This is a genomic window from Paenibacillus lactis, assembly GCF_017873605.1.
Classification (GTDB): Bacteria; Bacillota; Bacilli; order Paenibacillales; family Paenibacillaceae; genus Paenibacillus_AQ; species Paenibacillus_AQ lactis.
On the sequence record NZ_JAGGKI010000015.1, the window covers coordinates 1 to 19343 of the forward strand.

The 19343-nt window shown below is 54.2% G+C and carries 17 protein-coding genes; 14 read left to right on the forward strand and 3 right to left on the reverse strand.

What is annotated here, in order from left to right:
- Positions 1 to 391: 391 nt before the first annotated feature.
- On the reverse strand, positions 392 to 862 hold the full coding sequence (locus J2Z18_RS22810) for a DinB family protein (RefSeq protein ID WP_144871204.1): 471 nt from the start codon (positions 860 to 862) through the stop codon (positions 392 to 394).
- Positions 863 to 1220: 358 nt separating this feature from the next.
- Between J2Z18_RS22810 and J2Z18_RS22815 the strand changes: the two genes are divergently transcribed.
- The 5 genes from J2Z18_RS22815 (at position 1221) to J2Z18_RS22835 (ending at position 5709) form a co-directional block, all read left to right on the forward strand.
- The gene (locus J2Z18_RS22815) at positions 1221 to 1736 is read left to right on the forward strand and encodes a TetR/AcrR family transcriptional regulator (protein WP_007131493.1); all 516 of its coding nucleotides are present in this window, start codon (positions 1221 to 1223) and stop codon (positions 1734 to 1736) included.
- Between the two features lie 547 nt (positions 1737 to 2283).
- Positions 2284 to 3246 carry an NAD-dependent epimerase/dehydratase family protein gene (locus J2Z18_RS22820; RefSeq protein WP_007131494.1) on the forward strand — a complete coding sequence of 321 codons (963 nt, stop codon included), beginning with the start codon at positions 2284 to 2286 and terminating at the stop codon, positions 3244 to 3246.
- 576 nt (positions 3247 to 3822) lie between these two features.
- Positions 3823 to 4290 carry an RNA polymerase sigma factor gene (locus tag J2Z18_RS22825; protein ID WP_007131497.1) on the forward strand — a complete coding sequence of 156 codons (468 nt, stop codon included), beginning with the start codon at positions 3823 to 3825 and terminating at the stop codon, positions 4288 to 4290.
- Positions 4287 to 5492, forward strand: coding sequence for a hypothetical protein (locus tag J2Z18_RS22830; RefSeq protein ID WP_007131498.1), 1206 nt, complete (start codon positions 4287 to 4289; stop codon positions 5490 to 5492). The genes J2Z18_RS22825 and J2Z18_RS22830 overlap by 4 nt, the downstream gene beginning before the upstream one ends.
- A 19-nt stretch (positions 5493 to 5511) precedes the next feature.
- Positions 5512 to 5709 (forward strand): hypothetical protein, encoded by a 198-nt coding sequence (locus J2Z18_RS22835; RefSeq protein WP_007131499.1) that lies wholly within the window; start codon positions 5512 to 5514, stop codon positions 5707 to 5709.
- A gap of 184 nt (positions 5710 to 5893) precedes the next feature.
- On the opposite strand, the gene J2Z18_RS22840 is transcribed toward J2Z18_RS22835, so the two are convergent.
- Positions 5894 to 7261, reverse strand: a complete 1368-nt coding sequence (locus tag J2Z18_RS22840) for a (Fe-S)-binding protein (RefSeq protein ID WP_007131500.1) — start codon at positions 7259 to 7261, stop codon at positions 5894 to 5896.
- Positions 7254 to 8669 carry an FAD-binding oxidoreductase gene (locus J2Z18_RS22845; protein ID WP_144871215.1) on the reverse strand — a complete coding sequence of 472 codons (1416 nt, stop codon included), beginning with the start codon at positions 8667 to 8669 and terminating at the stop codon, positions 7254 to 7256. The genes J2Z18_RS22840 and J2Z18_RS22845 overlap by 8 nt, the downstream gene beginning before the upstream one ends.
- A 108-nt stretch (positions 8670 to 8777) precedes the next feature.
- Here J2Z18_RS22845 and J2Z18_RS22850 point away from each other — a divergent pair, with 108 nt between their 5' ends.
- The 9 genes from J2Z18_RS22850 (at position 8778) to J2Z18_RS22890 (ending at position 19330) form a co-directional block, all read left to right on the forward strand.
- Positions 8778 to 9515: a FadR/GntR family transcriptional regulator gene (locus J2Z18_RS22850; protein WP_210095409.1), complete on the forward strand. Its 738-nt coding sequence runs from the start codon at positions 8778 to 8780 to the stop codon at positions 9513 to 9515.
- Positions 9516 to 9772: 257 nt separating this feature from the next.
- On the forward strand, positions 9773 to 10372 hold the full coding sequence (locus J2Z18_RS22855; RefSeq protein ID WP_210095410.1) for a TetR/AcrR family transcriptional regulator: 600 nt from the start codon (positions 9773 to 9775) through the stop codon (positions 10370 to 10372).
- Positions 10365 to 11057 carry a YqeB family protein gene (locus tag J2Z18_RS22860; RefSeq protein WP_210095411.1) on the forward strand — a complete coding sequence of 231 codons (693 nt, stop codon included), beginning with the start codon at positions 10365 to 10367 and terminating at the stop codon, positions 11055 to 11057. Before J2Z18_RS22855 ends, J2Z18_RS22860 begins: the two co-directional genes overlap by 8 nt.
- Positions 11058 to 11264: 207 nt before the next feature.
- The gene (locus J2Z18_RS22865; protein WP_210095412.1) at positions 11265 to 12971 is read left to right on the forward strand and encodes an amylo-alpha-1,6-glucosidase; all 1707 of its coding nucleotides are present in this window, start codon (positions 11265 to 11267) and stop codon (positions 12969 to 12971) included.
- A 213-nt stretch (positions 12972 to 13184) separates the two neighbouring features.
- The gene (locus J2Z18_RS22870) at positions 13185 to 14948 is read left to right on the forward strand and encodes a cache domain-containing sensor histidine kinase (protein ID WP_210095413.1); all 1764 of its coding nucleotides are present in this window, start codon (positions 13185 to 13187) and stop codon (positions 14946 to 14948) included.
- Complete coding sequence (locus tag J2Z18_RS22875) at positions 14908 to 16083, forward strand: response regulator transcription factor (protein WP_210095414.1); 1176 nt, start codon at positions 14908 to 14910, stop codon at positions 16081 to 16083. The genes J2Z18_RS22870 and J2Z18_RS22875 overlap by 41 nt, the downstream gene beginning before the upstream one ends.
- A 139-nt stretch (positions 16084 to 16222) precedes the next feature.
- Entirely contained in the window at positions 16223 to 17497 is a 1275-nt protein-coding gene (locus J2Z18_RS22880) for an ABC transporter substrate-binding protein (protein WP_210095415.1), read from the forward strand.
- Positions 17498 to 17521: 24 nt separating this feature from the next.
- Positions 17522 to 18514 carry a carbohydrate ABC transporter permease gene (locus J2Z18_RS22885; RefSeq protein ID WP_007131509.1) on the forward strand — a complete coding sequence of 331 codons (993 nt, stop codon included), beginning with the start codon at positions 17522 to 17524 and terminating at the stop codon, positions 18512 to 18514.
- Between the two features lie 3 nt (positions 18515 to 18517).
- Positions 18518 to 19330, forward strand: a complete 813-nt coding sequence (locus J2Z18_RS22890) for a carbohydrate ABC transporter permease (protein ID WP_007131510.1) — start codon at positions 18518 to 18520, stop codon at positions 19328 to 19330.
- Positions 19331 to 19343 lie beyond the last annotated feature (13 nt).

Genomic DNA, 19343 nt, shown 5'->3' on the forward strand with positions numbered 1-19343 from the left:
CGAGGCCAACAAGTCCCGAAAAGGGACCTGTAGCCAGGAAAAGCGCGCCCGCGAGGCCGACAAGTCCCAAAAAGGGACCTGTAGCCAGGAAAAGCTCGCGTGCGGGCGAAACAAGTCCTCAAAAGGGACTTGTAGCCAGGAAAAGCTCGCGTGCGGGCGAAACAAGTCCTCAAAAGGGACTTGTAGCCAGGAAAAGCGCGCCCGCGGGCCAAACAAGTCCCGAAAAGGGACTTGCAGCAAGGAAAAGTGCGCATGCGGGCGAAACAAGTCCTCAAAAGGGACTTGTAGCCAGGAAAAGCGCGCATGCGGGCCAAACAAGCCCGAAAAGGGACTTGCACATCAACCCGGGACACACCTTGCCAGCCCTGGCCCGCTTGTCTAGATTCGCCCCTTATGCTTTAGGCGGTTGAACAATGAAAAACGGTAACTTTTCAATGCCGACCGATCTCGCGTATGTAAACAATTGTCCCTTGTGGTGGATCTCATGGTCGACCATGTTGCCTAGCCAGACGGAGCCCGGGGCCACAAAGCCGTTAAAATCCAGCGGTTGCTCCAATTGGGCTTCCGTCAGTTCAGCAAAGCCTTTTTCCGTAGCATTGGTTGAGGCTTGAACGATCTCCCGGATATCGCTGATCGATTCGAAGCTTGTCGGGAACGTTGGCGGGGAGAAGGCCCCATGCTTGATCGATTGCAAAAACATATCGGAAGATGCAGCCATGTGGACTATCAATTTCCCTAATGTCATAGCATTCGGCCAAGGCTTATATTCCAGATGCTCGTCCCGTATTTCTTCAAGCAGCTGCTGCAGCACACCCCGATGGCGGAGCCATCGCTTTAACTGTTGTTCAGTTTCCATGTACATAAAAAGTCCCTCCTCATAATCGTCACAGTAGATTCGAACTGCTTCTGGTATTAACCTTGTTTGTCATATGGCCTGACTATGGCGCATGGGTGTAGTGGAGCAATAGTAAGTAAATTCGATAGCATGCATGAATATCCTTTATCTAGGCATGCTTAATAAGCATATAAAAGTGAAATGTTTGAAAGGATGATTCCCCATCCTTGCCTGGATCTCGTTTTCTAGTTCAACTTAGCCGAATGGAAAATCATGAAAAATAACTGTTGCAATCGGACATTCTTTCGCATATACTGATTTCAGTTAGTAATTGGTCAATCAATAATAAAAATTAAAAATTAACTTCTGAAAGGAGTGATTCCGTATGCCGCGCGAAGCCTCCGCGAACCGACGTCAGGATATTGTTGCAGCAGCAATCGAGGTGTTTGCAGAGATCGGCTATTATCGTGCGACAACCGCACAGGTTGCCGAACGTGCAGCCATATCGCAGCCTTACGTGTACCGTTTTTTTACCAAGGAATCGCTGCTGGTTGAAGCGCTGGCCGTATCTTGGAAGCGGATTGTTCATGCCTTCCGTCAGGTGATTGATTCGGCACCGTCCCAGGAGCTCGAAGAGGGATTGATCCGTGCTTACGAGGAGATCATGCTTGCTCATCGTAGTGAAATCTTACTGCAGATGCAGGCACAGACGATCTCGGATGCACCTGTTCGAGCAGCGATGCAGCAGGGAATGGGAGAGGTAAAGGAGCTGGTGGAGAATGCCTTCATCCATGCCGGATTTCAGGATGCGGATGTAAGAGTCTCCAATTTCCTTGCAAGGGGAATGCTCTGTAATGCCGCAATGGCCATGGACATGCCGAGCATCATGCCGAAGCGTTAGGGGTTGCCGATGGCAGCGGGAGATGGTAAAGGTGAGTGCAGCCCAGCACTTTACACCATGGAGGCATCAAAGCATCGAGCCGTAAGGTCTGCCATAGTTGCTTGAGAGCAAGCTACATTCACCGTGAATGCGCGCCCCGTACAGTGAGAGCACCAAGCTACGTTCGCCGGGAATGCACACCCTGTACAGTGGGAGCACCAAGCTACATTCGCCGGGAATGCACACCCTGTACAGTGGGAGCACCAAGCTACATTCACGGGGATGCGTGCCCCGAACAGTGAGAGCACCAAGCTACGTCCACCGGGAATGCACACCCTGTACAGTGAGAGCACCAATCTTGCCTCGCCGCGACTGCCTGCCCCTTACCGGGAGGGGCGCCCCCGGATTGCCGCAACAGCTTATCGGAGAGCACAGCTAACGGCAGGTCACGTCTGCCCCACTGTAGTGTAAGAGCTCTGATTTTCCAGTCATTTGGAGTTAGGCATTATTTTTTTGAACATTAGTAATTGGTCAATCAATAACAATACAACAAAGGAGATGTTTGATTATGAAAAAAGCGATTGTTCTGGGTGCTACGGGCGGAGTAGGAAATCCGCTGACAGCCGAATTGGTCAAAAGAGGGATCGAAACGATTGCCTTCGGCAGATCGATGACCAAGTTAAATTCGCTGGCCGAGGAGATTGGCAGCTCCCCATTGTTGAAGCTCCGGACCGGGGATGCCTTTAAACCGGAGGACATCATTCAGGCGGCCGAAGGGGCGGATGTCATTTTTCACAGCGCGAATATTCCGTATAACGAGATGGAATCACGGCTGCTTCCACTCGGGAAATCCGTGATGCAGGCCGCTCAGCGGCTGAACGCAAGAGTAGTTGTCGTGGACGGCATATATCCCTACGGGCGACGCAGAATGGAGAAAGCTACAGAGGAGCACCCGAAGCGGCCTCATACCCGAAAAGGCAAAACCAGGCTTGCCTATGAGGAGCTTCTGTTTTCGGCACGCTGGAAACCCCGCACCCGCCCTTTGATCGCCCGGTTACCGGATTATTACGGCCCCTCGGCTCAAGCATCTTATCTATCCGTGACGATGGAGGCTATAGCTGCAGGTAAGCCTACGGCCTTCATCGGAAATATGACGGTTCCCCGCGAATATGTCTACTTACCGGATGCAGCGCGGATGATTTTGGATATCGCCGTTCAGGAGGAAGCTTACGGGCAAAACTGGCACATTCCCGGTCCTGGCGTCATCTCAGGTCGTGACTTGGTACGCATCGCTCAGGAGGCGAGCGGGAGCCGCAAAGCCGTCATACCGCTGGGACGCATCGGTTTATCCCTGATCGGCCTGTTCAATCCCGTGATGAAGGAGGTCGTGGAGATGCTGTATCTTACCGAAGAGCCTCTCGTGCTGAGCGGGGAAAAATACGAGCGCCTCATCGGACCGTTATCTTGGACGCCGCATGAAGAAGCGATAAAGGAGACCATTGAGGGGCTGATGGAGAAGCAGGGCGTGTGAACGGATTGTACGAATAGCACTCGTATAAGATACACGCAACGAGTGCCCATTATTTTCCACTAATAGTAATTGGTCAATCAATAATATTGAGAATAATGCATTAATGCACTTATGGACTTATAAACTTTATGCGCTTATTCGCCTGTTTACCTATTCACTTATTCACTTATTCACTTACTACCAATCTAATAAGGAGGTGATTTCAATGGCAAAACTTCAATTGAAGTTTGTGGACGGCGTACTAGCCGCCATCATTCTGGTATCAATGCTTAGCTGGTGGGATTAGCAAACAAGCTTTAAAGGTCGCAGTGTGCAACAAATCATTGTTAGGGAGGTTTGGATCTATGAATGAAGGTTTACGTTCGGCCTGGGCATCGAAGCATACGCTTTGGCTCGGAATTGCCGCGGTCTTGTTGGTACTGTTCTCCATATGGGATTAGCGAAAAATGCTTGCACGCTGGCCGAAAGGGCTGGCGTTTTTTTTTTTTCAAAAATATTTATATTCCATCCATCAGTTGCAGTCGTTCAAACGTTATATTAACAAGAAAGACGAAAACGGAAGATACGAGGTCGGCTATGGACGTAAATGATCTGTACGAAAATTTGAAGGTGGATGTCCAGCGCTACGCCCGGTCGGTCGCAAAGCACGCGTACGAAGCCGACGATCTGGTGCAGGATGCCTTCATCAAGGCGATGAAGGAGCCGCAGCTGGCACAGTGGCCGCTCCACAAGCAAAAGGCTTGGTTTTTCAGGGTCATCAAGAATCGTCTGATCGACATTACCCGCCGGGAAAAACGGCTGCTTCCCTGGGATGATGATCTGGATGCCACATTGCTGTCCGTGCCAAACCTCGATATGGAGACCACGGAATGGCTGGGCCGCCTGCCGCAGTCCCAAAGCGATATTGTGTTTAAGCGCTACTGGCTTGGCATGTCCAGTCAGGAGATCGGGGACCAGCTTGGATTGCCAGCCGCGACGATCCGTTACAAGCTGCAGGCCGCCATCAAGAAATTAAGAACCTATTGGGAGGAAGATATGAAATGAGCAGAATCATTGGCAATGTGGGGATGCTGGATCTTACGGAGGCAACGGAGGAAAGCGTGAAAAACATTGAACGGATCGACAATGTGGGCATGGTGCTGTACCGGGCGGAGACCGCCCATCTGCTGGCGCTGCTCACGAACGCCGGCAACATCGGCAAAACGCTGGAAATCCCCAGAGGCTACCGCTTTTTTAAAGGCACTTTGAGATTGAACGCCGAGTATTTTAAGCACAAGCAGCCGGAGAATGTATTTACGTATGGCACGGTGGTCATCGATCGGGATGTCAGCCTTGAAGCTTTTGAGCATAGCGGGCCGCACATGGCAGTGAGGGGCGAGGTGTATGTTCCGAAGCATTTGGAGGGAGCCGTCACCGCATCGCTGCTTAAAATGGAGGGAGCGGAAGCGAGCATCCAAGCCTATCAATCCGAGCTTCGGTTTGAGTCCGGGAAATTCCGTCTGACCAACGCGTATTTGTCTTCGCTCAAGGAGCCCCGGTACTTGGTCGTGAATGGGGTCCTTGAAGTGGAGAAGGACCTGGACATGGAACAATTCGCCGACCGGCTTGAAAAGATCCATGTGAACGGCATCGCGATGATCCATGAGGAGCAGAGCCCCTATTTTTATGACAAAATGCAGTCGATCAACGGTCAGGTAAAAGTAATTCCTGCAGGGTTCGAGCATGTAACGAAAACGCTGAGACTGAACGCCCGAACGATTCGCCGATTCGCCGACCGTAAATTATATACCAAGCACCCCATTGTGCTTGATGCTGACGTGACAAGGGAGGCGTTCAGCCGCGCCATCGCCGGAATTCAATCGTCCTCGATCGTGATCTGCAGCGAAGATATCGAGGATCTGGTCTGGGAACGCTGTCCGGACGTGAATACGGAAATCGTCAGCTATGAGCAGGCATTCGTATTCGTGGAAGGCGAGGAAGCATGGTCGAAGGACCAGTTGCTTGCTTTAAAGGAACCGGCCAGCTTCATTGTAGACGGAACATTGATCCTCGAAGAAGACGTTACGGAGGATGTATTGGAGGCCAAACTGCGTTCCTTGGATCTGTTCGGGAAAGTGATGATCGCGGAAAAAAGAATTAAAGGTGTTTTATACCCTTACCTTCGGAGCATGAGCGGCAGTATTATAGTGAAGGGGACGGAGGAGAAGTTTGCAGGTATCGGTAATGTCGGAATGTTGTCGCTATAAAAGAAAAGAGGAAGGTAAAATGAATATCAATAATGAAGATATTGCCAACCAGCATGTGAACGATCTCCGCCAGGAACTCGAACGATGCAGGTTGGCTCAACAAACGAAAGCCACCCGTAATGAAGCTGCAGGTGCTGTCGCAGGCGGCGCGAAGACTGCAGGCAAATGGAAGGCTTTGCTGGATACCATCATGATGATGGGAAGACGATTGCTGTAATTTCAATATGTGATCCATTGTATAGATCGCCGGTGCCAAGAAAGTGGCCCGGCGATTTTTAATGGGGCAAGTCAACTCGCTCAACCCGCGCAACCTGCTCAGCCCGAATCAACCCGAGACAAGCCCAATCAAGCCAAATCATGCGGAATTCAGGCCAGTCATGCGGAACCTCAGTCATGCAGAATCAAGCGTTGCGTTCATTCATTCGCTCATACAGAAAATCAACCACATGCTTGACTTCCATCGTTTCGCTGCAGCCGTGCTGTTCCACGCCCAGCTTCATCTGCAGCAGACAACCCGGATTGCTGGTCAGCAGGTATCTGGCTCCGGTGGCGTTGACGTTCTCCATCTTATGCTCCAGGATTTGACCCGCCATTTCCGGCTGCGTCACATTGTATATGCCTGCCGAGCCGCAGCAGCGGTCCGCTTCCCTCATCTCTTGGAAGCTGACGTTGGGCACCTGGCTTATGAGCTGCCTTGGTGCCGCCCCGCTGCGCATCACATTCCGCAAATGGCAGGAGTCCTGATAGGTCACAACGACAGGCTCGGTGGACGTCGTGGATTCACTGAATGCAGGCAGTCTGCCATGCTCCACGAGCAGCTTGCTGATGTCCACGACCCGGCTGGCGAACCAGGCGGCTTGTTCCTTCCAAGTCTCATCCTCATGAAGCAGATGGTCATACTCCACCAACAGGGCACCGCAGCCGCCGGCATTGGATACGATATAATCCACATCCAGCTCCTTGAACACCCTCACGTTGATCCTCGCCATATCTCTTGCCAGCTCCAGCTCGCCGCTGTGGGCATGGAGTGCGCCGCAGCAAACCTGCTCAGGCGGTATAACAACCTCGAAGCCCGCCTTCGACAGCAGCTTTACGGTATTGACGTTGGTGCCGGCGAACATGACATCCATGATGCAGCCTCTGAATAAAGCGACGCGAGCGATCGGAGTGCCTTTAGCCGGATACACCGTTCCCAGCTGTTCGACGACGCCATCCGCGGTGGCGTCCGGCAGAATCCGCTCCATGTCCCGCAGATGCTTGGGGAAGAGGCGCATGACGCCGGTTCCTCTCGCCACGCGCTGCAAGCCGGATTTTTGGTAAAATTTCAGCGTTCTTCCCAGCGTCTTCAGACGTTTGCGGTGCGGGAAGACGCCCTTGAAGAACAGCTTGCGCATTCCCTTCACAGGAATGGAATGCACCGGATGATCCTCAATGGCGTCTCGGGCCTGCTCAATGAGCTGACCGTATTTCACATCTGCCGGACATACCGGCTCGCAGGCTCGGCAGCCCAGGCAATGGTTCATCTGATCGCGGAAGCGATCATCCGGCTCCATCAGCCCGTCGGCCACGGCCTTCATTAAGGCAATGCGCCCGCGGGGAGATTCGGGCTCTACGCCCGTTTCCCTGAATGTAGGGCAGGCCGGGAGGCAAAACCCGCAGCGCATGCAGTTGGTCAATTGATCGTAATCGAGCTTTTCGAGCAAGGTACGGGCCAGGGGATTGGTATGGTTGATCTGGGGCTTTTTCCCGATATTCGCTTGGCTAGTCATGATGAATTACCACCCTTTTTCGTGATTCTTTGGCAAACACCTTGCCTGGATTCAACAAATTATCGGGATCGAATACCTGCTTGATCCCTTTCATGAGCGAGACGCCGGAAGCGCCGATCTTCCACTCAAGGAATGGCGCCTTCACCATGCCCACGCCGTGCTCGCCGGTAATGGTGCCGCCAAGCTCAAGGGCCGCTGCGAAAATCTCTTCAAAGGCTTGCTCCACCCGGTGAATTTCCTCCGCATCCCGGGCATCGGTCGTTGCCGTAGGATGCAGGTTGCCGTCGCCGGCATGGCCGAAGGTGGCAATCGTCACATTATACTTGGCTGAAATGTCATTGATCCGGCGGACCATATCGGCGATTTTGGACCGGGGAACAGTCGCGTCCTCCAGAATCGTGGTCGGACGAAGCCGCGCCAGCGCCGTAAAGGCGCTTCTTCGCGCTGTCAACAGCCGCTCCGCCTCTTCCCGGGTAGCAGCCACCTGAATGCTGTCGGCTTGCTCGCGCATGCAAATTTGGCGGATCTGCTCAATGTCCCTGGTTACAGTCTCGGGGCAACCGTCCTGCTCGATCAACAGGATCGCCTCCATGTCCAGCGGAAGGCCAAGCTTGGCAAAATCATCGACGACGCGGATCGTCGGATTATCCATGAATTCCAGCGTCGCCGGAATAATCTTGGATTCGATAATGGCGGAAACCGTCCGGGCCGCTCCGTATAGATCGCGGTACATGGCGAGCATCGTCATTTTGCTCTTCGGCGGGGGAATCAGCTTCAAGGTCGCTTCGGTAATAATCGCAAGCGTGCCTTCCGAGCCGACCAGCAGCTTGGTCAAATCATATCCCGCTACATCCTTCATCAGCTTTCCGCCGGTACGAATGATTTCGCCGCTGGCGAGCACGGCCTCGAGCCCGATCACATAATCCTTCGTCGTGCCGTATTTCAAACCGCGCAGACCGCCCGAGCATTCGGCGATATTGCCGCCGATCGTCGAGATGCGCATGCTGCTTGGGTCCGGGGGATAGAACAAGCCCAAGGATTCAATATGTTGAATGAAGTCGGCCGTAATGATCCCGGGCTGAACGGTGGCCGTCAAATTTTCCAGATCCAGCTCCAGAATTCGGTTCATCCGGTGCATCACCATTACGACGCCGCCTTGAATCGGAACGGTTCCTCCGCAGAGATTGGAGCCTGAGCCTCTGGACACGAGCGGGACTTTATAGGCTGATAACGCCTTCATAATGGCGGAAACCTGCTCCGTGTTGGCAGGATAGATTACAGCGTCAGGCAAAGCCTGCAGCATCGGAGTGCCGTCATAGGAATGCGCGATAAGCGCCTCTTGATCATCCCGGAAGTGGGCATCGCCAACGATGGCACGAAGCTGTGCGGCGAGAGACGGGTCTAACATAAACGAGTTCCCTCCTAATTGATCAGGTCATCTGATGACTTTTGTTTTATTATATGACATGATTATAGTAATGAATAGTACAAAAAATGAGCAGGAGGCAAACGGACCATGCGAACGATCAAAGTGGAGAACCAGAAGGGGCATGAAATTGTGGGGGAGCATCTGCTTCAGCAGATCCGGGAGGGGCATCTCAAGCCGGGCCAGAAGCTCCCCTCCGTCGTTGAATTAGCGGCCGCATATGGCGTAGGAAGATCCACGATCCGTGAGGCGGTCAGCGCCCTCAAGGCCATGGGATGGGTCGATGTGCGTCAGGGAGGCGGAACGTATGTGAAGACGGTTCTTCCGAGCGAGCCCCGAAGCGGCGCCGATTTATTGTTCCAAGGGGCTGAATCTCTTATCGAGCTGCTTGAAGTCCGCAAGGTGCTGGAGTCCGGTACCGCCTCTTTGGCTGCGGAACGAAGGACGGAGCAGGATCTTGACCGAATGCGCGACGCCCTTTCGCAGATGGAGCATGGGCTGAAGGTGAACGATACGGGGGAAGGCGAGCGCGCGGATGTCGCCTTTCATATGGCAATTGCGGCTGCGTCCGGCAACTCGCTGCTGATTCAGCTGATGGAGTCGCTATCCGACCGTTTAACGGATACCATACAGAAGTCCAGGGAGCTGTGGTTCTACAAGGAACAATCAACCGCCGCCCGGTTGCTGACGGAGCATCAAATGATATTTGATGCGATTGAGCGGCAGGATCAGGAGCAGGCCGGTGCGAGAATCGCAGCACATCTGACCAAGGTGGAGCAGGTGCTTCGATCAGGGCTGGAGTCGGAAAGCGGCAGACTGCCGGATTAACGCGTACATGGCTGAGGGAGGGGGAAGAACTCGATTTTTTCGCTGCCCTTGTACCCAAGGTAACCCGCAATCGACTTAAGGATGAGCCTTACACTTTACTTCGGGTCAGTGCCGCTTGGCACTGGCTTATTTCATTTTATTGTGCAGTCCGGTTTATTGCATTCCGTTTTTCTACCTATCGTTAAAAAATATTGACTTAACGGAGAGTTGTTCGCTATTATTTTACCTAACGATAGTTAAAAAAAGGTGGGCGACCAATGAAGAAACGTGATATGACTTCACAGCAGTTGATTGAAGCGGCCCTGCATTTATTTGCGCAGCACGGCATCGAGAAGACCAGCCTTGCAATGATCGCAGCGGCGGTAGGCATGACGAAGCCTTCGATTTATTATCATTTTGCTTCGAAGGATGAACTCATCGAGCGGGTCTTCGAATACATGTTCAGTGACTACCATTTCGACCATTACTTCTCGGTTTCAGAGCTGACTGCGGAGAATTTCGTCTTGAAGCTGTACGAGGGCGGGCTGCGTATGTTTCCAGAGGATGAGGAGCATTTTGCCCCGGTCTTCCGATTGTTGAACGAATTCATGCTGACTGCCGGCCGAAACGGACACTATGGCGAGCGAGTCATCGCCATGCAGCGGGAATTTCTGGACGGATTCGAGAAGGTCATGCAGCGGGGAGCCGAGTTAGGCGTAATCGAACCCGAGAACGTGACGGTTAAGGCCCATTTGCTGGCACTTCTCATTGACAATATCACCAGCTACATGATGATGGGCATGAAGCTGCCGTATCAGGAGTTATGGAAGGAAGCCGTCAACAGCGTCTTCCGGAAAGGGGAGGATCATATTGGATAAACGAACGGAATGGACGGAGCTTGGATTATCGACAGTGGATAAAATGCTGATATGGGCGATTCCGCCGGTGCTTGGGGGCGTGCTCGGCTGGTTCCTTCCCGTCATCGCGGAATGGGCGTCCAGCCTGCCATGGGTGCCATTCCAGGGGCCGCTGGAGCTGGTTGCTTCGCTGCATGGACCGTGGGTTGCGCTGATTACGGCACTGCTCGGGCTCCTTGCGGGCATGTGGCTTTCCCATGCGGCCATACGAGAGAGCCTCCACGTACGATTATCCGACCGGGAACTGCAGCTATCCGTGAATGGCGCCGAGGCTGTTTACACGAGAGAAGACATATTCGCCGCCTTCCTGGATGGCAAGGAGCTCGTCCTTGTCGGTCAGCAGGGTCAGGAGCTGTATAGACAGAAGATTGAAGGGAAAGCCCGGCTGTTCACGGAGGAGTTTCTAAGGCACGGCTACCCGTGGCGGGAAGGAGATCCGTATGCGGATGAATACCGCAGGTGGGTCGCAAATTCCCCGGAATTGACCGCAGCCATGAACGCCCTGTTCGAGGCGAGGGAGAAGGCACTGCGAGAGGATGACAAGGATGATGCAGACGATCTGCGTCGGGAGCTCTCAAAGCTCGGGGTAACGGTCCGTGACGAAGGAAAGCGGCAGTACTGGCGTCTGCATGGATCGCGGCTTTAACGACTGTAGCGACCGTAATGGCAGCAACCTGCTCTTCCACTCTCAAACAAATGAACCCCTTCCATCTGACAAAAAGACACCCTACACCGCTCTCGCAAACAATTTTCCCTCTTGAGATAAGACATCCGGCGGTCCTTTCCTTCAAAGAGAAGCTTTACAATGAAAGCGATACCTCGAAAGCGATACCTCACTCGAAGGAGATGTCTTATGAATTTTGATCTGAATATCGTGCCTTTCAGCCGAAGAGAGTCCTTCTTGGCGATCTCCCTCCTGCCCGAGGCTAAGGAGCGGAGAAAGGGGCTTTACCTGCGTACAGTCCGCGGAGGAGACGACAAGTTTGGCGAGGCCTTTCTGATTGAGCTGCTGGACCGGAACAACGAGCCGGTTTCTTTTGACCCTATTGCATCACCCGAAAAACTCAGGCTGGAGACCACGCATTGGGCTGGCCACGCAGATATTTGCATATCCGACTCCCGGACCGTCAGGTTCCGGTCGAAAGGATGCGGCATACGCCTCACCTTTTTTCCCGCCGCATATGATTATGCTTATGAGACGGATCCGGACCGCTGGGAAGTGAACAGCTTTACCCATGGCTGCCGCTTTATGCTGACAAGGCTTGCGGGACGCATGAGCATGGAGGTTGCATGGGATGAGATCAAGAGCTCGCGGGTAACCGCCGTATTTTCAGCGGACGAGGAGACCGACACGGCGGAATTTGCCGTGGAAGAGTTCATGACGGTAATGACGCCGCGCTCCGAATGGGAGAGCTTTAAGGAGGCGGTGCGGCTCGTTCAGGAGGATTACGGCAGCTGGTTAAACCGCACCTTAACGGTGCCGGAGCGTTGGCAGGAAGCCAGAGAGCTCGCCGCCTATATCACCTGGTCCTGCCTGGTTCCCGCCGAAGGCTGCCTGACCCGTCCGGCCATGTATATGTCGAAGAACTGGATGACCAACATTTGGAGCTGGGACAACTGCTTTAATGCAATGGCCTTGGTGCGGCATAACCCGAAGCTGGCGTGGGACCAGTTTATGATCTTTTTCGACCGGCAGGATGAGAGCGGGCTGATTCCGGACTTCGTGAATGATAAATACGAGCTCTGGAACTGCAACAAGCCGCCGATTCACGGATGGACGCTGTCTTGGATGATGCGGCGCACCGATTTCATACAAGAGGAGCAGCTGCGCGAGGTGTACGGACCGCTCTCCAAATGGACGCAGTGGTGGTTCACGTACCGGGATCATGACGGCGACGGCATTCCCCAGTACAACCACGGCAACGATTCGGGCTGGGATAACAGCACGGCGTTCAATAACGGGATCCCTGTGGAAAGCCCCGACCTCTCGTCCTATCTGATTATTCAGATGGAGGTGCTGTCCGAAATCGCCGGCCTTCTCGGGTTGCCGGAGGAAGCTGCCGCATGGAAGCAGAAAGCGGACGATACGCTTGAGCGCATGCTCTGTCATTTTTGGAGGGATGGAAGGTTCACGGCCTGCCGTTCAGGCACGCATGAGGTGTCGGAAGGCGACAGCCTGCTGCTGTTCGTCCCGATCCTGCTGGGCAAGCGGCTGCCGGAGCATATCCGTGCCGCGCTGCTTGCGGGACTTCGGGATGAGACCCGATTCCTGACCTGGAACGGCTGGGCCACAGAGAGCGTCAGCAGCCGCTATTATAAGCCGGACGGATACTGGCGCGGGCCGATCTGGGCTCCCTCGACGATGCTGCTCGTCGAAGGCGTTGCGGCAGCCGGTGACCGAGAGCTGGCCATGGAGGTGGCGCAGCGGTTCTGCCGGATGCTTAGCAGCAGTGGCATGGCTGAGAACTTTGACGCCCTGACCGGAGCGGGGCTTAGAGACCGGGCGTTTACCTGGACCTCCAGCGTATTTTTGATACTCGGACATGAATACACGCATTAACCGACCTTAGAGAAACACTTCTTCCCGGGCATTTTTTTGCCTTGGGGGGAGGTGCTTTTTCCGTTTCCCCTGTGTTTTCCAGTTGGCGCCTAATTACAAGCCATAGGTTGAGGTTTATAATGAAAGCGGTATCAATGCCGCCGGGGCTGTGAATGCCTTCAGGCTTAAAGCTTGTTTTTGAAAAAAAGACGAAAAGACAGCGGGGAGATTATCATGAGCTTTCAGCGGACCCAAAAGGTAGCCGGCCGCATGTTCGCCGGCGCCTATCGTAGCATCCGAACCAAGCTGCTCTCCTGGTTTTTAATCGTAACCCTGATCCCTCTGTTTTCGCTTGGCGCGCTGTCCTACTACCAGTCGGCCCGGATCATCAACTCCCAATTCGGGAAATACGGAGATAATGCCGTCGCCCAGCTGGAGCAGCAAACCAGCTCAACCCTGAGTCGGATGAAGCAGACGGCCGAAACGATTTATTCCTATCTGCTGGATCCGAGCCGCATGGGGATTGGAAACCAGGCCCCCACCACCTACCGCGACATTTTGGAGAAGAATGATTTTGAATCCTTGCTGAAATCCCTTCGGACACAGCTGACGGCCGGCATCTACATTATTACGACCTCGGGTTATTACTACGGGGAGAACAACCTGGATGTCGCCAAGCTTGACCGTATCCCCTTGTGGAGGTCGAAGCCGAAGGCCTATGCAGGAACCTATTGGCTTGGCTTCTATCCGCAGGATCATTTCATCAAGAGCAGCGACAGCGGCAACCGAAGCGTCATCGGCCTGGCGGTTCCGATTCACCATCCGGACAAGTCCCAGGACGGCAGCATCATTCTCATCGAAGAGTATGCGGAAGAGCTGCTGCAGATGTTCCGCCAATTCGAGCAGGATACCCATGCTCACCTGCAGATCAGCTCGCCGGACGGCACGGTCATCTACGAGACGGATGCAGCTTACTCGCCCAAAGACAGCGATGTAACCTGGTCCCGGACGCTTGCCGTCAATCAATGGACGCTTGAGGCCCGGATTCCGGCGAAAGCCTTCTATCGATCCTCAGGCATCATCCGGGCGAACACGATGACGGTTGCCATCTTGTCCTGCCTGCTCGCTTTCGGCATCGCCTACCTGTTCTCTTCGCGCTTCACCTCAAGGATCAGGACATTGAAGGATTCGATGCAGAAAGTCAGCTTCGGCAAGCTGGACACCCGCACGCCGATCGATGGCCGAGACGAGCTGGGCAGCCTGGATATGAGCTTCAACCGGATGGTTACGGGGATTCAGGAATTGATCGGCGAAGTGGAAAGAAGCGAGCGGCTGAAGAAGGAGGCGGAGCTGCGGGCATTTCACTATCAGATCAATCCCCATCTGCTGTTCAACACGCTCAACTCCATTCAGTGGAAAGCCAGGCTCGAGGGCGCCGAGGACATCCGCCTGATGCTGTATCATCTGACGATGGTGCTCGAGGGAAATCTTGATATCTCCCAGGAGCTGGTCACGCTTCGCAGGGAGCTGCGCATGATCGAGCATTTTCTTAAGGTCCAGGAAATCCGGTACGGGGAAGTATTTCGTTATCGCCTGGAATGTGACGATTCACTGCTTCCGTATTTGATTCCGCGGATGACGCTTCAGCCGTTATTTGAAAATATTTTCTTCCACGCCTTCACGGACGGCGAAGGAGAGATCGATATGTCGATCAGGATGGACGGCGACGATCTGGTGCTAATGCTCCGGGATAACGGGGCAGGCATGAAGGAGGAGCAGCTGGCGAGGCTATTCTCGCCTGAAGTAAAACGCAAGGGACGGGGCGGGCTTGGCGTACGCAACGCCGATCAAAAATTCAAGCTGCATTTTGGCCCGCTGTACGGGCTCACGGTGTATTCCGTGAAGGGAGAAGGAACGACAATCACCATACGCTGGCCGAAAAAGGAGGAGTCTGACGATGTTGGAAACAGGGAAAATCAAGGTGCTGATTGCCGATGACGAGAGTATCGTGCGCAAGGGACTCCGCACAACGGTGGCTTGGGACCGCTTCGGGATGGAGGTTGTGGCGGACAGCCCTAACGGCCAGGCAGCCTGGGAAGCTTTTATGGAGCATCGTCCCCAGGTCGTCATCACGGATATCGTCATGCCGGAGATGGACGGGATCGAGCTGTCCCGCAGGGTCAAGGAAGCAGCGCCGGAGACCAGAATCATTCTGCTCAGCTGCCATCGGGACTTCGAATATGCCCAAGAGGGGATGCGGCTCGGAGCCTCGGCCTATTTGTTGAAGACCGCCTTCGAGGATGAAGAGCTCGAGGCCCTGCTGGGCAAATTTCAGCGGGAGCTGTCTGAGACGGCAAGCTCTTCGCAGGATCAGGACGATCAGCTGTCCACGCATCTGTATGCTTGGCTTAATGGGCATAACGACAAATTCCTGGAGGTGCTGCGGAAGCTTTGGAGCGGCAGTTGGCGCAGGAAAGGACAGCCTGCTGCGCTGTACTTGGTCAAGACGGCCGGCTGTGGCAGCTCATGGGAGGGCCTTCTCCAGGAGCATGAAGCCGATGAGGAGGGTCTGCACAGCGGCAAGCGGATTCCCTACGGGTCGGACAGCTGTTATTGGGTCGTTCCGGATGGGCTAAAGGACGGTATAGAGAGCCTGCTGATCGAGATGAAGAGCCGGTGCGGCAAGCTGACGTGGGATTCGCGGCGAGGCCTTGAGGACCTGGAGGATGTACAGGATGCCTTTCAATCGCTGCATAAGGAAGCCGAATTGGAGCGGGTGTACGGACTGAGCGCGGAGCATTGGCCCGAACCGATTCTGCAAGCCGTTCATCTGCTGCATGCGTTTCCGTCGGCCGAATGGTCGGCGGCGGAGCTGGCCCAGAAGGTGGGATTAAGCCGCAGCCATTTTTCGATTTTGTTCAAAAAAACGGTTGGCGACAGCTTCATCGCTTTCCAATATAAGCGCAAGCTTCGTCTCGCTTACGGATTGCTGCGCGAAACCTCCTTAACCATGCAGGAAATCGCCGAGCGGACAGGTCTTGGGGACAGCAAATATTTCAGCAAATGGTTCAAGCGCTGCACCGGGAAGACGCCAAGCCAATACCGTACCGAACAAAAAGGGGAATCATCGTAAACAAACGAACACCGAGAATGACCATTTCGAACAAAAACACGATAAACTGCGAATCAGCGCACGTTTTGAACCGCTTTCATAGGAGTTATGATGAAAGCGGTTTAATTCAAATTACCTCAACTCTTTAGGGGGAATCGACATGATGAAAAGAAGGTCATGGATGGTTATCGTATCCGTGATGGCGTTAACGGCATCCATGCTGGCCGGATGCGGCGGCGGAGGCACCGGTACGGCGCAGGAGCCGGACAATGGCTCGCAAGCCGGGGTTACAACGCTTCGGTTCGCAACTTGGGATACCGGCGATGCGCTGAAGATTGAACAGGATATCGCCAAAAAATTCGAGGAATCGCATCCCGGCACGAAGGTCCAGGTAGAGGCCTATGCAGACGGGTTCGATCAAAAGCTGGCAGCCGGCTTCGGCGCTGCAAACCCGCCGGACGTAATGTATATGTGGGATTTCCCGACGTATCATCAGTCGCTGGAGCCGCTGGACGATTACGCGTCCAAGGACAAGGATTTGAACATTGACGATTTTTACCAAGGCCTGTTCAACTACGGCAAGATCGGGGATAAGCTGTACGGGATCCCGGCCGGATTCACGACGCGGGTCGTGTATTACAACAAGAAGCTGTTCGATGAGGCGGGAATCGCATATCCAAACGACGGATGGACCTGGACTGACTTCCAGGACATTGCCAAGAGGCTGACGGACCCGTCCAAGAAGCAGTACGGCTTCGGCGTACGCGCGGAGAACGACACGTATGACCTGCAAGGCCTGGTATGGAGCAACGGAGGTTCATTCATATCGGAGGACGGCACGACGATTGAAGGCTATATGAACAGCAAAGAGACGGCGGAAGCCATTCAGATGCTGGGTGATATGCTGAAGAACGGTACCGCCGTGCTTGCTGGTGGCAAGGGACAGCAGAGCGGGGAGGACATCTTCAAGGCCGGAAAGATCGCGATGTGGGAGAGCGGAATATGGCCGCTCGAATCGTTCAGGGAAGCCGGTATCGATGTGGGCACCGTCGAGATGCCGGCCTTCCCGGGCAAGCCGGTCAAGGGGGTTCTTGCCGAATCAGCGCTGTCGATTGCGAAGGACTCCAAGCATAAGGATCTGGCCTGGGAGTTCATCAAGTTCTATGTATCCGATGAGGCGATCAAAATGCGCGTGGCCGACCTTCCGGTCCGGGCAAGCGTCGTCAATGAGCTGAAGAAGGATCAGGATCCGCTCTACAAGCCGTATTACACGATGCTGGAGCGTTCGGACAATACGCCGGCCTTCCTGCTCAACCCGAAATGGAACGAAGTCAACCGCCAGCTGTCGGCAGCCGTGGAGTCCGTCATGTTCGGCAGCGATGCGCAAGAGGCCCTGAACCAAGCGGTGAAGGACAGCGAACGCTATTTGAAATAAACGATAGAAAGAAGGCTCGCTACTATGGCCCGGATCAATGTGCTTAACCCGCAACGACAGACAGCGGCCCCGAAGCGGCTTGGACGAAAACGATGGGGTGGGGCAGCGCCCTACCTCTTCATTTTTCCATGGATATTCGGCTTCCTGGTCTTCACGCTGGGCCCGCTGTTGTTCTCTCTTGTTATATCCTTTTTTGACTGGCCGATCGTCGGTCAAGTCACCTTCGTCGGCTTCGACAATTACGTGGAGATGTTCTCGGATGATCCGCTGTTCTGGAAATCCCTGATGATTACGTTGAAATTTGCGGCTTTATTCGTGCCGCTGAACATTATCGTCGCCTTGGGACTGGCGATGCTGCTGAACCAGAAGGTAAAAGGCAGCGCCTTCTTCCGAACCGCCTTCTACCTGCCGTCGGTCATTTCCGGCGTGGCCCTCGCCATGATCTGGTCATGGGTTTACAGCGGGGATTACGGGATCCTGAATTACTTCTTGTCGGTATTCGGCATTGAGGGTCCGGACTGGCTGAACGATACGAAATGGTCCCTGGTCGCGATGGTGATCGCAAGCCTGTGGGGCCAGGGCTCGATGATGCTTATTTTTCTCGCGGGGCTCAAAGGCATCCCGAAGGACTTGTACGAGTCGGCTTCCATTGATGGAGCCGGCAAGATCAGACAGTTTTTCAATGTGACCGTTCCGATGATTACGCCGACGCTGCTGTTCAACCTGATCACGTCGATCATCGCCGCCTTCCAGCAGCTGACGCTGGCGCTCTTGTTAACGGGCGGGGGGCCGCTGAAATCCACCTTTTTCTATGCGATGTACATGTACGAGAATGCGTTCAAATACTTCAAGATGGGCTACTCCGCAGCGAATGCGTGGTTCATGTTCCTGATCGTCCTGACGCTTACGTTCCTTGTGTTCAAGTCCTCGGAGGCTTGGGTGTTCTATGAGGGCGAGATGAAGAAGGCAAAACCGAAGCATGTCAAACGCCGGGCTGCCGGCAGAGAGGGGCATTGACGCATGAGAAAAGTAATCACGTACACGCTGCTTGTATTCTGCTCCCTGCTGTTCATTGCGCCCCTGTTCTGGGCCGTAACGACCGCGCTAAAGTCCCCGCAGGAGCTGTATCTGTTTCCACCGAAATGGCTGCCGTCCGTTTGGCGGTTCAGCAATTTCGCGGAGGCCTGGAGCATCCAGCCGTTTAACCTGTTTTTGAAAAATACGGTGATCGTGACGCTGCTGTCCACGCTCGGGCAGCTCATCTCCTGCACGCTGGTGGCGTACGGGTTCGCCCGGTTCCAATTCAAGGGACGTGATGCGCTGTTCCTGATCGTGCTTGCAACCATGATGATCCCCTGGGAAGTGACCATGATCCCGCAGTATATGGAGTTCAACTACCTGGGGTGGATCAATACGCTTAAGCCGCTGATCGTCCCGTCCTGGTTCGGCTCCGCGTATTTCATCTTCCTGCTGCGGCAGTTCATCATGACCTTGCCAAGAGAGCTTGACGAGGCGGCCACGATTGACGGTGCGGGAAAAATGACGGTTCTGGCGAGGATCATCGTGCCGCTCATGGGACCGTCGCTGATCTTAGTTGCGGTGTTTCATATGATGAGCTGCTGGAATGATTACCTGGGCCCGCTCATCTTCCTGAATGATCAGACCAAATATACGTTGACGCTGGGCCTGTCCCAGTTCAGGGGCATGCATGGCGTCGACATGCAGTCCATCATGGCCATTACATGCCTGATCTCCATTCCGCCGCTTGCCGTATTTTTCTTCGCCCAGCGGTATATCGTCGGCGGAATCGCGACGACGGGGATCAAAGGCTAGATCAGATGACAGC

Excerpts from the sequence above, each read along its gene's own strand:
- J2Z18_RS22810 (WP_144871204.1), bottom strand. The coding sequence starts at position 862 with ATGTACATGGAAACTGAACAACAGTTAAAGCGATGGCTCCGCCATCGG.
- J2Z18_RS22815 (WP_007131493.1), top strand. The coding sequence starts at position 1,221 with ATGCCGCGCGAAGCCTCCGCGAACCGACGTCAGGATATTGTTGCAGCA.
- J2Z18_RS22820 (WP_007131494.1), top strand. The coding sequence starts at position 2,284 with ATGAAAAAAGCGATTGTTCTGGGTGCTACGGGCGGAGTAGGAAATCCG.
- J2Z18_RS22825 (WP_007131497.1), top strand. The coding sequence starts at position 3,823 with ATGGACGTAAATGATCTGTACGAAAATTTGAAGGTGGATGTCCAGCGC.
- J2Z18_RS22830 (WP_007131498.1), top strand. The coding sequence starts at position 4,287 with ATGAGCAGAATCATTGGCAATGTGGGGATGCTGGATCTTACGGAGGCA.
- J2Z18_RS22835 (WP_007131499.1), top strand. The coding sequence starts at position 5,512 with ATGAATATCAATAATGAAGATATTGCCAACCAGCATGTGAACGATCTC.
- J2Z18_RS22840 (WP_007131500.1), bottom strand. The coding sequence starts at position 7,261 with ATGACTAGCCAAGCGAATATCGGGAAAAAGCCCCAGATCAACCATACC.
- J2Z18_RS22845 (WP_144871215.1), bottom strand. The coding sequence starts at position 8,669 with ATGTTAGACCCGTCTCTCGCCGCACAGCTTCGTGCCATCGTTGGCGAT.
- J2Z18_RS22850 (WP_210095409.1), top strand. The coding sequence starts at position 8,778 with ATGCGAACGATCAAAGTGGAGAACCAGAAGGGGCATGAAATTGTGGGG.
- J2Z18_RS22855 (WP_210095410.1), top strand. The coding sequence starts at position 9,773 with ATGAAGAAACGTGATATGACTTCACAGCAGTTGATTGAAGCGGCCCTG.
- J2Z18_RS22865 (WP_210095412.1), top strand. The coding sequence starts at position 11,265 with ATGAATTTTGATCTGAATATCGTGCCTTTCAGCCGAAGAGAGTCCTTC.
- J2Z18_RS22870 (WP_210095413.1), top strand. The coding sequence starts at position 13,185 with ATGAGCTTTCAGCGGACCCAAAAGGTAGCCGGCCGCATGTTCGCCGGC.
- J2Z18_RS22875 (WP_210095414.1), top strand. The coding sequence starts at position 14,908 with ATGTTGGAAACAGGGAAAATCAAGGTGCTGATTGCCGATGACGAGAGT.
- J2Z18_RS22880 (WP_210095415.1), top strand. The coding sequence starts at position 16,223 with ATGATGAAAAGAAGGTCATGGATGGTTATCGTATCCGTGATGGCGTTA.
- J2Z18_RS22885 (WP_007131509.1), top strand. The coding sequence starts at position 17,522 with ATGGCCCGGATCAATGTGCTTAACCCGCAACGACAGACAGCGGCCCCG.
- J2Z18_RS22890 (WP_007131510.1), top strand. The coding sequence starts at position 18,518 with ATGAGAAAAGTAATCACGTACACGCTGCTTGTATTCTGCTCCCTGCTG.